The following is a 14,759-nucleotide window of genomic DNA, read 5'->3' as shown; positions in this document are numbered from 1 at the left end:
CAAGATGGCTGTTTAAGAAAACAGCTTTTTCCAGATACCACTTTTTTCAGGTTTGTTATTGACAATAGTGGCTCGCCAAAGCTGCTCTAAAGCGTGACGTGCCGAGGTGCTAAAGTCAGGCTTCAGTATCTGCAGGCTAGGTGACATTAGCACCTTTGCGATATTGTCAGTGGGATGAGACAACTGCCATAAGCCCAGTAACAACGCATAACTGCGCACAATTAATGAGGCCGCATCTTCTTCGGGTAAGGCGGGTAACATGGCTGATATTGAACGAGCAGCCTGTTTTGTGGCCTTTGCTTGTTCATTCTTATGCGCCAGCAATACTTTGCTATCAACATTTTGTTCGATAACACTGGTGCTCATGCAGGCAAGCTGCATAAAGACCGGGTTGTCTTCCATGTAGGCACAACAGGTATCCAACAAAGTGAGCATGATGGATTCATCAAATTGCCCGTTTTTATGGAAGGTCTTGAGCCAGTTAAGGTGATATTCCTCCAGAATGGCCAGAAAAATCTCTTCCTTACTGCGAAAGTATAGATATAGCGTACCTTTCGCAACACCGGCATCTTTGCCGATTTGCGCTGTAGTAGGCAAAACACCGGGGTTGTTTTGATAAAGCGTGATGGCCGATTGCAGAATGGCTTTGCGCCGAACTTCTTTTTCTTTTGCGCCACGCGCCCGTTTAAATTCAGTCATATCAACCTTCTATGCAGCCAATGGCCCAAGTAGCGCTTCGGTAGCGAGTTCCAATTCATCTGTGGCACCTGCAATGATGCCAGTTACGGCAAAACCCTGCACATAATTACACAGTTGCAGCGCCGTTGCTTCAATATTGATATCAGCGCGAACCTGTTTGTGCTCAATGGCGCGCTCCAGGCAGCCGATAAAACCAATTTCTAATTGGTCAACATAATGCCGACCAATACTGCGTATGTGTTTGTCATCATAGCCCAGCTCTGTCACCGTATTCACCAATAAGCAGCCTTTGCCTTTCACCAGGCTGACATAGTCATTAAAAAACTGCGTAATGGAGCTCAAACCTTGATTGCGTTCCAGGTTACCGAGTATTTGTTGCAGTACGGTGGCCTGGTAGTGTGCTAATACCTTGTACAAAAAAGACTGTTTGGAGCCAAACTCCAGATAAAAGCCCCGGCGATTAAAGCCGGTACGGGCGATAATTTCGTCCATCACGGCGCCATTGTAGCCGTGCTCTAAGAAAATCTGCACGGCTTCGGTGAGTACTTCATCAACATCGTATTGTGGTCTTCTCGCCATTTATACGGTTCCTAAGAATAGCTGTTCTCTTAGCATAAATTATCAACAATGCCTGTCAAGCTGGAAAAAAAGAAACTTATGCCCTAAGGTAGGCGGCATGCGAACACATGGCTCTAATGCGACATGATAAGCCAGTGCTCGAAAAACCAACCCATTCTGGAACGATAAGCCTCTATGAAAAAAATAAAACTCACTCTTTGTTTGCTGCTCGGTGCATTTATCAGCACTGCCAGCCATGCTGACATTCTTAAAGCGGATGACAGCCGTATAAAAGCGCATTTGCGCTTCTTATCTCACGATTTGCTTGAGGGCCGTGATACTGGCTCGCAAGGATTGGAAATTGCATCTTTGTACATTGCTTCACAGTTTGAGCAGTATGGCTTGTTACCCGCGGGTGACAATGGTAGTTACATGCAGCGTGTTACCTTTCGCCAGTCTTTTCTTGATCAAGATTCGCCTGAATTTGTATTGAACAAAGGTGGCGAGACTACAGAGTTGAAATATCCGAAAGAGTTTCTGGTTAGCCCCAGTGCAATGTATGAAGATGCCCATGTTTCAGGGGAATTGGTCTTTGTCGGATACGGAATCATTGCGCCGGAGTTGGAGCACAATGACTATGCGGGAGTTGATGTCGACGGTAAAATTGTGGTGATGCTTTCAGGCAAGCCGCAGTCTTTCCCCAGTGAAGAGGGTGCTCATTTCGCTTCGGGTTACCAGAAGGGCAAATACGCCGCCGAAAATGGTGCTATTGGCACTATTGTAATCCCTACGCCGCGCAGTGAAAAAGCACGTCCTTACGAACGTTCATTAAATTATATTCACGTACCTCGTGTGCGCTGGTTAAAAGAAGATGGTATGCCTGCAAACACCTTTGCTGAACTCAAAAATGGCGCTTCTTTAAGCCCTGAGACAGCGAAAATGTTATTCGCTGATGAGCAAATGAGCCTGGACGATATCTACGCGGAACTGGAAGATGATAAATCTCCCAAAGGTTTTGCCATGCAATCCAGCATCGAATTGAGCAAAAAGAGCGAATTCAAAGAAATTACCAGCCCTAATGTTGTGGCAATATTGCCCGGTAGCGACCCTGAGTTAGCGAAAGAGTATGTTTCGTTTTCTGCCCACCACGATCATATTGGCATCGCCAAAACGGTTGAAAAAGACAAGATCAATAACGGCGCATTAGACAATGCCAGCGGTACGTCAGTATTGTTAGAAACTGCGCGTTTATTAGCCCAAGCACCGGCGCCGAAGCGCTCAATTTTGTTTGTAGCAGTAACGGGCGAAGAAAAGGGTTTACTGGGTTCGGATTATTACGCGCAAAACCCAACCGTACCAATTGAAAGCATTGTGGCCAACGTTAATCTCGATATGCCGGTATTAACCTATGAGTTTGCCGATGTGATTGCCTTCGGCGCAGAACACAGTAGTTTGAAAGCATCAGTGACTGCTGCAGCTAAATACCATGACTTAACTCTCGGACCTGATCCAATGCCCGACCAGGCGATTTTCACCCGCTCAGACCACTACAGCTTCGTTAAACAAGGTGTACCCTCTGTATTTGTGATCCCCGGTTGGACTGCTGTCGATCCTGAAGTAGATGGCGCTAAGAAGTTTGGTGAATTTTTCGGTAAGTGTTACCACAAACCTTGTGACGAATTCTCCGAAGACTTCAATTGGAAAGCGGCTGTGAAGTTTGCGGAAGTGAATATTCAGATAGGCCAAACCATTGCGAATCAAATGGAAAAGCCCACCTGGAATGACGATAGCTTCTTTGGTAATACCTTTGGACGCTAATACAATACGCCATTGAAAAAGGCTGCGAATGCAGCCTTTTTTGTGATTATTTTACAGTCTCAGTTTAGCCAAAAAAACGCTCTCGCATAAACTTCCACTGCGCACCAAAGCCATCAGTGGGGCGGGCGCTGAACTCTGAACGCACAAACTGATTGATGCGGCCATCCACATAGCAAATCAGAATATTGGCAATCAATGTTTCGTCGGCGGGCAGGGCTTTGCCTTCGCGTAATTTACGCTCCCTCAGGATTTGTCTGAGTTGGGTTTCAAGGCGTTCGAAAAGCTGCGCAATGCGAGTGCGTAAGCGCTCCTGTTCACCCTGTAAGGCGTCACCGTTGAGAATACGGGTTATACCGGGGTTTTTCTCAGCAAAACCCAGAATCAAATGCAAGATTAACTGGCAGCGGTTACCGGTATCTTTTTCTTCATCGACAATCTTATTGATGCGGCTGAACAGGGTTTCTTCAATAAACTCTATCAAACCTTCAAACATGCGCGCCTTACTGGGAAAGTGACGATAAAGTGCAGCTTCTGAAACGCCCACTTTTTCCGCCAGTTTGGCCGTTGTTATGCGTTGTCCATGATGGGTTTCCAACATTACCGCGAGTGATTGTAATATCTGGGCTTTGCGGTTGTTTTTACGAGTTGCTGGCATAATGGTGTCCTGAGGTATTCTCGTCCTTGGATTAATGCGTGCCAGAGGAGCCAAAGCCACCCTGACCTCTTTCGCTTTCGGTAAATTCTTCTACAACTTCAAATTGTGCCTGAATTACTGGCAATATCACAAGCTGAGCAATGCGCTCACCGGGATTAATTTGCTGGCTTTGTTGCCCACGATTCCAAACTGACACCATCAGTTGCCCTTGGTAATCAGAATCGATTAACCCTACCAGGTTACCCAGCACTAAGCCTTTTTTATGGCCCAGTCCAGAACGCGGTAAAATGGTGGCGCATAAGCCCGGATCGCCAATATACATGGCAAGACCGGTAGGTATTAACTCAGTTTGACCTGGCTCCAGGGTTAATGTGTTATCCAAACAGGCACGCAGATCCATACCGGCTGAACCCGGAGTGGCGTATTCTGGCAGTGGAAATTCATTACCCAGTCGTGGGTCCAGTATTTTAAGGTCGATTTTGTGCATATCAGCTGTGTTTCTGGTTAAATCGTTGTGCAACTGCTTCTAATAATTGCAGCGCAATTTGTTGTTTATTCGCCTTCGCCAATGGTTGCTCACCATCCGCCCAATACAAAGTGAGCGCGTTTTCATCACTATTAAAGCCAATGTCTAAACGCGATACGTCGTTTGCGGCAATTAAGTCTAACTTTTTACGGGCCAGCTTATCCTTGGCATATTGCGCCACATTTTGTGTTTCAGCGGCGAAGCCAACAGTAAAAGGTGGTTTGGGTAAAGCTGCCACCGAAGCAAGAATATCGGGATTTCTAACAAAAGTAAGTGTTAACTCAATATTACTTTTTTTAATCTTGTGATCAACTGCTTGTGTCGGTTTGTAATCCGCCACAGCAGCACAGCCAATAAATATATCGCAATCCTGAACTTCTGCCATTACCGCGCTCAACATTTCTTCCGCAGTATTCACGTTGTGCAGTGATGCTTGGGGGGGCGCATTAATATTCACCGGGCCGGACACCAGGCAAACTTCAGCTCCGAGTTTGAGTGCAGCCTCTGCAATCGCATAGCCCATTTTTCCGGAGCTGTGATTACTCATGTAGCGCACTGGGTCAATATGCTCACGGGTAGGACCCGCGGTAATAATGACTTTTTTACCGGCCAGTAACTGGCTGCTGGTTTGCGCATCCAATAACTCAGCAATCTCTTCTGGCTCTATCATTCTGCCAGGTCCAATGTCGCCACAGGCTTGTTCTCCCTGGTCCGGGCCGATGAAACTGACATTGCGTTTAGCCAGGATTGCTAAATTTTCTTGGGTAGCCGGGGCACGCCACATTTGCTGGTTCATGGCCGGGGCTAAGTGAATTGGTGCGGTGGTAGCTAATACCAAGGTAGTGAGAAGATCATCTGCCAGGCCATGGGCTAATTTGGCAATGGTATTGGCTGTTGCTGGCGCAATCAGTAATAGATCTGCCCATTTGGCCAGTTCTATATGTCCCATAGCGGCCTCTGCGGCAGGATCGAGTAAATCATCGGAGACAATATTGCCAGAGACGGCTTGCAAGGAGAGAGGACTAACAAACTCTTTGGCGGATTGAGTTAAAACCACTCTAACGTTGGCGCCCCGCGCTTTGAGTTTACGCACCAGATCAGGCGTTTTATAAGCCGCGATTCCACCGCTGATACCCAGAAGAATATTGGTGTTGAGCAAAGATCCCATAGAAGAAATGATGTTGTTCTTTTTCGACTAATTATGTAGATTAACACGAAAGCACAGGAACTGCTTTGTTAATACTGTTAACCAGCACTATTTTTGAATAAAAATTTTGCTTTATACATGGAACGTAATGATGAAACTATCTCAATGGCCCGAGGCGGAAAGACCTCGTGAAAAACTACTCAATTTAGGTCCTCAATCTCTCAGTGACGCTGAATTATTAGCGATATTTTTGCGTACTGGTATTCCCGGCTTTAATGCCGTTGAACTGGCGCGTCAGTTGCTGGTGGAATTTGGCTCTGTAAAGCGCCTGTTAAGCGCCAATCTGGCGCAATTCTGCCAAGGTAAAGGGTTAGGCAAAGCGAAATTTGTGCAACTGCAGGCTGTATTAGAGCTGTCCCGCAGATATTTTGAGTCTGAACCTCAAAGCAAAACACAATTTACCTCTTCGTCGTTTACATGTGAATTTATCAGTCGCAGAATGGCGGGATACAGTCAGGAGGTGTTTGCCATGCTGATGTTAGACTCTCAGCATCAGTATCTGCATTTTCAGCCGGTTTTCTTTGGCACTATTAATGCCGCCCCGGTTTACCCAAGAGAGCTGGTTAAACTGGCGCTTTCTTACAATGCTGCAGCCGTTATTTTGTCTCATAATCATCCTTCGGGTATTGCTGAGCCAAGTCAAGCTGACAAACATATCACTCAGCGTATTGTGCAAGCCATGGAGTTAATGGATATTCGGGTGCTAGACCATATTGTGATAGGCGATGGGCAACATACATCAATGGCAGAGCGGGGAATGATGTAAAGTGTTGAAAATGGCCCATTAATTCAACTTTTACTTGAATCTGCTGATTTTATACTGTATAAAGTGCGCCCTCTTGTATGAGCATCTTCTGACCAGCGGCAATTTGCCGAGTTGAAAAGGTCGGGTTAAGTAAGTAATTTTTGGAGACAACAACAATGTCCAGAGTATGTCAAGTTACTGGCAAACGTCCTGCGGTAGGTAACAACCGCTCTCACGCGAACAATGCAACGCGTCGTCGCTTTTTGCCAAACCTACAATCTCACCGTTTTTGGGTTGAGTCTGAAAACCGTTTCGTTAAACTGCGTGTTTCTACTAAAGGCATGCGTATTATCGATAAGAAAGGCATCGATTCAGTATTAACTGAAATGCGTGCTCGCGGCGAAAAAGTTTAAGGAGTCTGAGTAATGCGCGATAAAATTAAATTAGTATCTACAGCTAACACAGGCTATTACTACACGACAGACAAAAACAAGCGTAACATGCCGGGCAAAATGGAGATCAAAAAGTACGATCCCGTTGTTCGCAAACACGTGCTTTTTAAGGAAGCAAAGATTAAGTAATCTTTTTGGTTTTTGTCTCCCGAAAAACCCGGTTAATTCCGGGTTTTTTGCGTTATCTCGCTGAAAAATTTTAATTTTTCTGTTAAATCGTTACACTGCAGCCATCGCAACTCATATATCAATTCAATGCTCAGACTCAGCCATCGCGCCTGGAACAATGTCGTTATTCTGGCCATGTTATTTATGGTTTATCTGTTTACCCTCAGCAATGACATGATTAACAGCGATGAGGGCATTCCTGAAGAGCTTATGCCACTTTTTCCACCCTTTAGTGTCATCATGACGCTAGATTTTGGTATCGCGCGCATAGAACGAATAGGACAGGATTGGCGCATTCAGGACAACGCAGAAGCGCCACTCAATGATCTTGTGCAAATCTGTGAAAACTGGCGCTCGTTAGAGGTGCGTCCTACAGCAATCATACCGGAACAATCCCCTTATATCGTCTCTGTATTGCTGGCGGGTGAAGATAAAAAGCGGGTTTTCCAGCTGTTTCCTGAAGAGAGTGGGCTCGTTCTACATTCCAATGGTCAACACTATCAAGTCGACAATGTTGCCATTCAGTCTCTATTCCCCATTGCTTTAGTGGATTAGGTTAAAAACCAACAAACAAGGGCTGCAGCGTTAATAGCAACATCAATATCAACGCTGCATGAGTGATTAGGTTGCCTGCAGTCAGCGGTTTGTTTAACTGGCATAGTTTTATGATTATTACACCATAAAAAACAGATTCTAACGCCAATTTACTCGTTACCAGTGATGTGATGGGGTGGCGGGAATAATCGATGAAATACTCAAAAGCCAGAAACCACAACAACTGCCAGGCAAACCATATCGGTATAATGCGCTGCCATAATAGTCGATAAAAGGTCGCCTTGGGTGGTCGCTCTATTTTTGGCATTGACCGCAATAAACAGAGCTGCGGTTAGATAGACGGATCTCTTTTAGTGTTGTCGCGCAGTTGGGGCAGGGCTCCCCCTTGCGACCGTACACCAGCAGTTGTTGTGCGAAGTAACCCGGCTTGCCGTCACCACCGACAAAATCTCTCAGGGTGGTGCCACCTTGGGTAATGGAGCGTTCCAGGGTGCGTTTGGCGTCCGTTACGAATAAGGCATATTTGGCTTTTGACACCTTGCCTGCTGCTTTGTTGGGGTGTATGCCGGCCGTGAATAGTGCTTCAGTGGCGTAAATATTACCGATGCCAGTTACCACCTTTTGATCCATGACAAATTGCTTTACGGCAATGGATTTGCCGCGCGATTTTTGCCATAGATATTCGCCATTAAACTCTTCTGATAGTGGCTCTGGCCCCAAATGACTGAGTAGTTTGTTTTCTAAAGGCGGCGTGTCCAGCCATAAAATACAGCCAAAACGGCGTGGATCGGAATAGCGCAATATCAAGCCGTTTTCAAAGCCAATATCCGCATGATCGTGTTTCAAAATGGCATCATCTGGTTTGGCAATGCGCAAGCTTCCGGACATGCCCAAATGAATAAGCAAAGCTTGTTGGTTGTTACTCTCTAAGTACAAGAGTAAATATTTGGCGCGGCGCTCAATGGCTGTTATTCGTTTTCCGGTGAGTACTTGCTCAATATTCTCAGGTATTGGCCAGCGCAAAGATCGCTGGCGAATGGTCACTTTTGAGATCCGTTGCTGCAAAATGTGAGGACTGATACCACGCTTAGTGGTTTCGACTTCTGGTAACTCTGGCATACCTGGTAATTAAGCTTTTTGGTGAAACTTTTCTATTAATGCTTTTTGCACAATGGGGTGACAAAATTCATGTACTTTACCGCGGTGCAATGCTACCTCCTTTACTAACGTGGAGGAGATAAAGGAGTTTTCCTCTGCAGGCGTTAAAAATACACTCTCCAGATCGCGGTTCAGCCGGCGGTTCATGTTAGCCAATTGGAATTCATATTCGAAATCAGACACAGCCCTTAAACCTCGAATAAGGACATTGGCGTTGTGCTCTTTGGCAAAATCAGCAAGCAGGCCCTGAAAGCCCACCACATCAACATTGTCGAGATGTTCTGTCACCTTTTGGGCCAGTTCAACTCGTTCATCTAAAGTAAACAATGGCTTTTTACTGGGGTTAGAAGCAATAGCAACCGTAACCTTGGAAAATAGTTTGGCGGCACGTTCAATAAGATCGGCATGTCCATTGGTAATAGGATCAAATGTACCTGGATACAGTGCGGCTGTTTTCATAGGGGTCTACCGTTATCCTTAAAAAGCTAGCTTAGCGTGATTGTGGTGCATTTTGAACGCTTTCATCGATAAATATTACCAACGGTAAAACGCGCTCAAGCGGTTGTAGTTGTCACCGAAAGCATCTCTGCCAAACGTACCATCAATCCCAAAAAAGCCATACTCTGTGGCAATACTGTACCTGGCTTTCATCTGAAAGGTATCTGATAAACCAGCGATGTCTTCAATATTCTGATGAGTTAATTTAATGGCGAGTTGTTGCGCATCCCATATCTCCCAATCCATCATAATATGATGAGACAAGGCTTCTGGGCTTAAACCTGCTGCGAACTCGTCAGCGCTCCAATGTCCCATTAACACGTTTTTATTGCGCAACCCTTGAGGATAAAAAGACGATTCGTACCAGCCGGCTTCTCGACTGGTAATTTCGTAACGCAATGACATGGTTTCAAATAATACCGGGGCATAAAAACCCGCTGAAATGGCATGTCCTGAATCATCTTCTGCACTTAAATTGTCCCTCTGATATTGTGCAAACTCAACATAAACGGAAAACGGCACCTCAAGCCCCATATTCCACTTGGCGCTAATTGCCGTTTGCCCATAACCTTGTTCATTATTGTCTTGTGTAGTGTCTTCCAGAGATGATGGGCTGAACAAGCCTTTTAAACCAAGACTTAAATCATTGTCTCGCAGTCCGCCACCGAAATAATAAGTTCGGCTGAAGCCCACAGAAAATCGCTCAAAAGGACTAAGGCTGATATGCATACCCGTCATTTCCGGTTTGCCCTGAGTGATATTGCCTTGACTGATAACGTCCGTTTCTTCGTCATATTTGGCGTAAAATACCTCATAGCGAAGGTTGAAATCGGTTATTCCTGTTGTGTTGCTGAAAGTTACGGAAGGCGGATTTTCAGCGTGAGTGCTGAGCAACATGGCAGAGTCTTGCATCGGCGATAGCCAATGATCTCTGAAGCCAATATCCATTTGTATGTATTCGTTGCCCATACTCAAGTGGGTATTGGTTGCGGCTCTGCCGCCTTCATCGCTGTAATTGGCACCAGCGGAAAGAAAAATATAAGGGTTGTAAAATACATGTCCTGCTGCGGAAACTTCAATCGAAGAAGTATGTTTAACGCCACGGTTGTTCTCCAGGCTACGAGCATTGTCATCACTTGTCGAGAGTGTCACGGCGCGATGAGTGTTGGCGATTTCCTGAGTGTAGCGCTTTAAATAGGCAGACAAGCGGTTGTAAAGTACGGGATGATAATCTTTGATGGCCTCAAGTCGCACCAGTAACTCGGTTGCTTTGTATGGACGAGTAAGTGGCGTATTTCCCGTCATGGCCATCAGCTTCTCAATTTGCAATTCGACTTCCGGCGCCAGATTAATGGGCAAGTAAGGGGATACTCCCTTTGCTGTGCTTTGGCCGATAAATCCCATCAATATCAGGAAAACAATTTGCTTCACGTTTCATCCTCTGTTTGCAATGCGAGGCAATTCTAACAGTGAGAAAAAGTAAGTTGCCAATTTTTCATGGCATTTTTTGGTATTTTGTAACGGAATCGCTTTAAAATGGCTGAAAAGATGATTTTAAAACTAAATAAGCAATACGGGGAGGCGTGATGCGACGCAAGATTTCTTGTTTTGTCATTACCTGTAACGAAGAAGATCGTATTGAGGCCTGTCTGCAATCTGTTGTTGGCTGGGTCGATGAACTTATTGTGCTGGATTCGGGAAGTGATGACGGTACAGTGGCTATCGCAAAACAATATGCTGATACCGTATATGAAACCGATTGGCCGGGGTACGGACCGCAACGCAATCGTGCTCTGGGCTGGTGTAACCACGACTGGGTGTTGAGCCTGGACGCCGATGAAGTGGTGACAGAAGCCTTGAAAAAAGAAGTGGATGAGGTACTCAGCGAGCCCCAATTGCAGGCCAATTTTATCAAATTTCCGTGGCACACCTTTTTGTTTGGCAAACCGTTAAAACACGGTCGCTATGCCACGCCACAGGGAAAACTATTCTTAAAAACAGGGGCTCAATTTAAAGATCGCAGTGTACATGAGTCACTACTTTTACCTGAATACCGTACCCGGGTCTTAAAAGCACCTTTGTTACATTACAGTTGGCGAGATTATCGACACGTGATGTCTAAGCATTTGGATTATGGGGTTTTGGGGGCACAAGAAAAGGCGAATAAGGGGAAAACTGGTTCTTTGGGCTTTGCCATCTTGCGCATGTTTGTGGATTTTTGTCAGCAATATTTTTTGCGTCTTGGTTTTCTGGATGGCAAACGCGGTTTATTGATGGCCATTATTCTGAGCCAGTATGCCTTTCACAAATACGCAGCACTGTGGTCGATTCAAAACAACGGTGAGCAAGATAAGAAATGAGCGCGCAACCAAAACTGCCAATTAGTGTCTTTATAATTACTTTAAATGAAGCGGCACATCTGCAAGAAGTTCTTGAACCCTTAAAGATATTTGACGAGGTAATACTTGTGGATTCAGGCAGCACGGATGATACCGTCAACATTGCTGAATCCTTTGGCGCTAATGTGATTTTTAATCCATGGCCTGGATTTGCACGGCAAAAACAGTTTGCTATGCAGCAGTGTCGCAATGAATGGGTCTTGAACCTTGATGGTGATGAAGTCATTTGCGAAGCTTTGATAAATGAAATTGCTGGCTTGGTAGCTGCCGATGAATGCGATGCCATAAGATTGTTTTTTGAAGATTTGTTTTGGGGCAAACCTATGTCTCGCCGCTCCGACAAACGTTCTATTATTCGTTGCTTTAAACGCAGTAAAGCTTCTTATCCCACCGATCGAAAAGTGCATGAGAATATCGTATTAGAGGCTGGGGCCAGGGTATTTAAAAGCCGATATTTGGTTAAACACTATGGCTATGAAAGTAGCCATATATTGATGGAAAAGCAGAACAAGTACTCGCTGCTAAAAGCGCAAGAGAAGTTTGCCAAGAACAAAAAATCCTCGCTGTTAAAGTTATGGCTGATTTTTCCACTCACTTTTATCAAATTTTACCTGTTCAAAAAAATGTGTTTTTCGGGGCGACGAGGATTGGTACATGCCATGATAGAGGCGCAGTACGCCTTTTTGAAAGAGGCTAAACTCATGGAATTGTGGTCCACGAAACAAGGATGATAGCCGTCACCGCGCTTTCACACTATAGTGATTAAATTCAATTTGTATTCAAACCAATAACGGAAGTCTAGTTGTGCGCAAATCAGTGATTGATGAGTTTTTAGAAAAAGAATCCTCCGCAGGTATCATTCTGATGTTTGCTGCGGCATTGGCCATGATTGTTGCCAATACCCCCCTCTCAGTTTGGTACGACATGCTAATTGACACGCCAGTAGCTGTTAAGGTGGGTAATCTGGAAATTGCCAAGCCGCTATTGTTGTGGATCAACGATGGTTTGATGGCGGTATTTTTCCTTTTGGTGGGATTGGAATTAAAGCGAGAAGTATTAGAGGGCGAACTATCAGATCCGGCAAATATCGTATTTCCCGCCTTGGGTGCCATCGGCGGGATGTTAGTGCCTGCAGCAGTATATTTTTTCTTCAATCAGCACGATCCCATGACATTAAAAGGCTGGGCTATTCCGGCAGCGACAGATATCGCTTTTGCGTTGGGTATTTTGTCTTTACTGGGCAGCAGGGTACCGGTGAGTTTGAAAATATTCTTAACCTCTCTCGCCATCTTCGATGACTTAGGAGCCATCATCATCATTGCTCTGTTTTACACCAGTAAGATCTCTATCGGGGCTTTAGTGGTTGCGGCTCTATGCACCGCTGTATTGTGGTTCATGAACTATCGCGGTATTTCTGATCGAAGTCGTTATGTTTTTGTCGGAGTTATCATGTGGGTAGCCATGCTCAAATCTGGCGTACATGCCACATTAGCCGGTGTGATCATCGCTATGTTTATCCCTATTAAAAACAGCGACCCTGATGAGCCTTCTCCGTTAAAAGAAATGGAGCACGATCTGCACGGGGTAGTGGCGTTTTTCATCCTACCTATTTTTGCTTTTGCCAATGCCGGCATCAGTCTCGAAGGTGTGACTATGGAGCAGGTGCTTCACCCTGTGCCACTGGGAATTGCTGCCGGGTTATTTATTGGTAAGCAGATTGGCATTTTCGGGCTCTGCTGGTTAGGTATTAAATTGGGTTTTGCTCAATTACCTAAAGGCATGTCCTACACGAGTTTATATGGCATCGCCTGTTTATGTGGTGTTGGGTTTACTATGAGTTTGTTTATTGGCTCCCTGGCTTTTGAAGAAACCGGGATTCAGCTATTTGACGAAAGATTGGGCATTATTATTGGTTCATTGCTTTCTGGTATTGTGGGCTTTGTGGTTTTGAAGGCTAGTCTCAAAGAGCCTGAGAAATCCGCAAATTAAAGAATATTCTGAGATTTATTGAGAGAAACTGTTCACTCTGCATCCGGTGTGAGCAGTTTTTCGTAACCTTCAAGCTTATATTTACAAATGTATTCCGGCGTTTTTAGCAAGGAGTTAGCGTAGAACAACCCGTAAATACCTGTCATTAGGATGCTGGGAGCAACTGTCGCAAGAATATCTGGTGTGTTGTTCAGGGCATTGAGCAAAATCACAGTGATGCTTTGAAATAGCAGTGGCGGCAACACGGCTATCTGGGGACGCTTATGGCATTTCATTTTGCTCAATGTCCAATTGAGAAAAGCGGTAAATGTTACCGTCATCAGGGCGCTGTAGGTACCCTGTAGCAGAGCACTGCGCAGTACTAGTGCCTGATCATCACTGGCCATGCTATTAACCCACCAAGACCACAAGCTATAAAAGCTAAAGGCGACGATAGCGGATAGTAAGGCACGCGTTCTGGCTGTCATGGTTAACTTCCCGGAGCAAAGATTATAGGTGTAGACCTTAGCTAGTATTGTTTGCTTTCGCTATAGATGCTAATTGCTATCATTATAGCCAGCTAGCAATACATCCCATTGCTGTTCTTGCCAGTGCAACTCAGGCAGTTTTCGCTTTTCCTTGAGCAATGAGCGCTGCAATCTTGCCAGATTATGCTGCTTCCAACCGTCACCAGATTTGAATCCGCATTTATCAAAATCGATAAGCCAAGGCTTGGCCAGGTTATCCAACAGAATATTTCGGATGTTCAAGTCGTGGTGGTAAACCTGATTGTCATGAAAGGTGCGAATGGTTTTACCCACGGTGAGCCATGTCTCTTCAGACAGGTTTTCTCGACACAGTATGTGATGTAAATCCGCTGCCTCAGGTATGCGTTTAATAATAATGCTATTGCGATAAATTAATCCGCTTTTTTGTATGTAAGCCATGACGGGGGCGGGAACAGGAAGTTGTAACGCCAGCATCTCCAGCAGTAAAAAAAACTCTTGCCAGGCGCGAGTGCGTTCAAAGCCTGCGAACAAAAATTGATTGGATAAAATTTTGCCGGGGATCCCTCCGCGCAGATAGGGGCGTAAAATTAAATCCTGCTGCTGATGACGCACAAACAGGGTTTTGCCGCGCCCTGAAGCTGAGCCAGTGATTTCACCGTTTTTTTGCCACCAGGAGGCGGTAAAAACCGAATTCTCTGCCGGCAAGCTGCAATTCTGTAGCTGAATTATTCGGCTATTCGCATCTCCATAACTACTGACATTGTTATATTTTTTCTGATAATCAGCTGGCATTTGAAGCGGTGTTGTCATCGGATACGCTTGCGGGAGATGGTTAACTGGGGAA

General features: G+C 45.2%; 19 protein-coding genes. 8 read left to right on the top strand and 11 right to left on the bottom strand.

What is annotated here, in order from left to right; translation table 11 throughout:
• Positions 1 to 12: 12 nt before the first annotated feature.
• Both ACXAGP_RS06225 and ACXAGP_RS06220 read right to left on the bottom strand, forming a co-directional pair.
• Positions 13 to 699 carry a TetR/AcrR family transcriptional regulator gene (locus ACXAGP_RS06225; RefSeq protein WP_475260223.1) on the bottom strand — a complete coding sequence of 229 codons (687 nt, stop codon included), beginning with the start codon at positions 697 to 699 and terminating at the stop codon, positions 13 to 15.
• 9 nt (positions 700 to 708) lie between these two features.
• Positions 709 to 1,278 carry a TetR/AcrR family transcriptional regulator gene (locus ACXAGP_RS06220; protein WP_475260221.1) on the bottom strand — a complete coding sequence of 190 codons (570 nt, stop codon included), beginning with the start codon at positions 1,276 to 1,278 and terminating at the stop codon, positions 709 to 711.
• 174 nt (positions 1,279 to 1,452) lie between these two features.
• On the opposite strand from ACXAGP_RS06220, the gene ACXAGP_RS06215 reads away from it, so the two are divergent.
• Positions 1,453 to 3,075, top strand: coding sequence for a M28 family metallopeptidase (locus tag ACXAGP_RS06215; RefSeq protein ID WP_475260220.1), 1,623 nt, complete (start codon positions 1,453 to 1,455; stop codon positions 3,073 to 3,075).
• Between the two features lie 64 nt (positions 3,076 to 3,139).
• Here the strand turns inward: ACXAGP_RS06215 and slmA are convergent, their stop codons facing one another.
• From slmA to coaBC, 3 genes are read right to left on the bottom strand one after another with little or no spacing between them, the layout of a single operon-like run.
• Positions 3,140 to 3,730, bottom strand: coding sequence for a nucleoid occlusion factor SlmA (slmA, locus tag ACXAGP_RS06210; protein WP_338290303.1), 591 nt, complete (start codon positions 3,728 to 3,730; stop codon positions 3,140 to 3,142).
• Positions 3,731 to 3,761: 31 nt separating this feature from the next.
• Positions 3,762 to 4,217, bottom strand: a complete 456-nt coding sequence (dut, locus tag ACXAGP_RS06205) for a dUTP diphosphatase (protein ID WP_338290305.1) — start codon at positions 4,215 to 4,217, stop codon at positions 3,762 to 3,764.
• A 1-nt stretch (position 4,218) separates the two neighbouring features.
• Positions 4,219 to 5,424: a bifunctional phosphopantothenoylcysteine decarboxylase/phosphopantothenate--cysteine ligase CoaBC gene (gene coaBC / locus ACXAGP_RS06200; RefSeq protein WP_475260218.1), complete on the bottom strand. Its 1,206-nt coding sequence runs from the start codon at positions 5,422 to 5,424 to the stop codon at positions 4,219 to 4,221.
• A gap of 130 nt (positions 5,425 to 5,554) precedes the next feature.
• Between coaBC and radC the strand changes: the two genes are divergently transcribed.
• The 4 genes from radC (at position 5,555) to ACXAGP_RS06180 (ending at position 7,383) form a co-directional block, all read left to right on the top strand.
• A complete protein-coding gene (radC, locus tag ACXAGP_RS06195; protein ID WP_475260256.1) occupies positions 5,555 to 6,229 on the top strand; it encodes a RadC family protein in 675 nt (224 codons plus the stop codon).
• Positions 6,230 to 6,384: 155 nt separating this feature from the next.
• Positions 6,385 to 6,621, top strand: coding sequence for a 50S ribosomal protein L28 (gene rpmB, locus ACXAGP_RS06190; protein WP_229529674.1), 237 nt, complete (start codon positions 6,385 to 6,387; stop codon positions 6,619 to 6,621).
• Positions 6,622 to 6,633: 12 nt separating this feature from the next.
• Positions 6,634 to 6,789: a 50S ribosomal protein L33 gene (rpmG, locus tag ACXAGP_RS06185; protein WP_229529675.1), complete on the top strand. Its 156-nt coding sequence runs from the start codon at positions 6,634 to 6,636 to the stop codon at positions 6,787 to 6,789.
• A gap of 126 nt (positions 6,790 to 6,915) precedes the next feature.
• On the top strand, positions 6,916 to 7,383 hold the full coding sequence (locus tag ACXAGP_RS06180) for a hypothetical protein (RefSeq protein WP_475260217.1): 468 nt from the start codon (positions 6,916 to 6,918) through the stop codon (positions 7,381 to 7,383).
• A 1-nt stretch (position 7,384) separates the two neighbouring features.
• Here ACXAGP_RS06180 and ACXAGP_RS06175 read toward each other — a convergent pair whose 3' ends face one another.
• The 4 genes from ACXAGP_RS06175 to ACXAGP_RS06160 all read right to left on the bottom strand — a co-directional run bounded on the left by ACXAGP_RS06175 (position 7,385) and on the right by ACXAGP_RS06160 (position 10,470).
• Positions 7,385 to 7,690 carry a hypothetical protein gene (locus ACXAGP_RS06175; protein WP_475260216.1) on the bottom strand — a complete coding sequence of 102 codons (306 nt, stop codon included), beginning with the start codon at positions 7,688 to 7,690 and terminating at the stop codon, positions 7,385 to 7,387.
• The gene (gene mutM, locus ACXAGP_RS06170; RefSeq protein WP_475260214.1) at positions 7,678 to 8,502 is read right to left on the bottom strand and encodes a bifunctional DNA-formamidopyrimidine glycosylase/DNA-(apurinic or apyrimidinic site) lyase; all 825 of its coding nucleotides are present in this window, start codon (positions 8,500 to 8,502) and stop codon (positions 7,678 to 7,680) included. Before mutM ends, ACXAGP_RS06175 begins: the two co-directional genes overlap by 13 nt.
• A gap of 9 nt (positions 8,503 to 8,511) precedes the next feature.
• Positions 8,512 to 9,000: a pantetheine-phosphate adenylyltransferase gene (coaD, locus tag ACXAGP_RS06165; protein WP_475260212.1), complete on the bottom strand. Its 489-nt coding sequence runs from the start codon at positions 8,998 to 9,000 to the stop codon at positions 8,512 to 8,514.
• A 75-nt stretch (positions 9,001 to 9,075) separates the two neighbouring features.
• A complete protein-coding gene (locus tag ACXAGP_RS06160) occupies positions 9,076 to 10,470 on the bottom strand; it encodes a capsule assembly Wzi family protein (RefSeq protein WP_475260210.1) in 1,395 nt (464 codons plus the stop codon).
• 155 nt (positions 10,471 to 10,625) lie between these two features.
• Between ACXAGP_RS06160 and ACXAGP_RS06155 the strand changes: the two genes are divergently transcribed.
• The 3 genes from ACXAGP_RS06155 (at position 10,626) to nhaA (ending at position 13,427) form a co-directional block, all read left to right on the top strand.
• Positions 10,626 to 11,399: a glycosyltransferase family 2 protein gene (locus tag ACXAGP_RS06155; RefSeq protein ID WP_475260209.1), complete on the top strand. Its 774-nt coding sequence runs from the start codon at positions 10,626 to 10,628 to the stop codon at positions 11,397 to 11,399.
• Complete coding sequence (locus ACXAGP_RS06150; RefSeq protein ID WP_475260208.1) at positions 11,396 to 12,169, top strand: glycosyltransferase family 2 protein; 774 nt, start codon at positions 11,396 to 11,398, stop codon at positions 12,167 to 12,169. The genes ACXAGP_RS06155 and ACXAGP_RS06150 overlap by 4 nt, the downstream gene beginning before the upstream one ends.
• 73 nt (positions 12,170 to 12,242) lie before the next feature.
• Positions 12,243 to 13,427 (top strand): Na+/H+ antiporter NhaA, encoded by a 1,185-nt coding sequence (gene nhaA, locus ACXAGP_RS06145; RefSeq protein ID WP_475260207.1) that lies wholly within the window; start codon positions 12,243 to 12,245, stop codon positions 13,425 to 13,427.
• A 32-nt stretch (positions 13,428 to 13,459) separates the two neighbouring features.
• On the opposite strand, the gene ACXAGP_RS06140 is transcribed toward nhaA, so the two are convergent.
• Positions 13,460 to 13,894, bottom strand: coding sequence for a hypothetical protein (locus ACXAGP_RS06140; protein ID WP_475260205.1), 435 nt, complete (start codon positions 13,892 to 13,894; stop codon positions 13,460 to 13,462).
• 69 nt (positions 13,895 to 13,963) lie between these two features.
• A complete protein-coding gene (locus ACXAGP_RS06135) occupies positions 13,964 to 14,725 on the bottom strand; it encodes a 3-deoxy-D-manno-octulosonic acid kinase (protein WP_475260204.1) in 762 nt (253 codons plus the stop codon).
• Positions 14,726 to 14,759: the final 34 nt, after the last annotated feature.

Source organism: Planctobacterium sp. AWM4_229 (genome assembly GCF_056160305.1).
The sequence above is the reverse complement of the archived record's forward strand: the minus strand, read 5'-3'. Positions and strand labels throughout refer to the sequence as shown.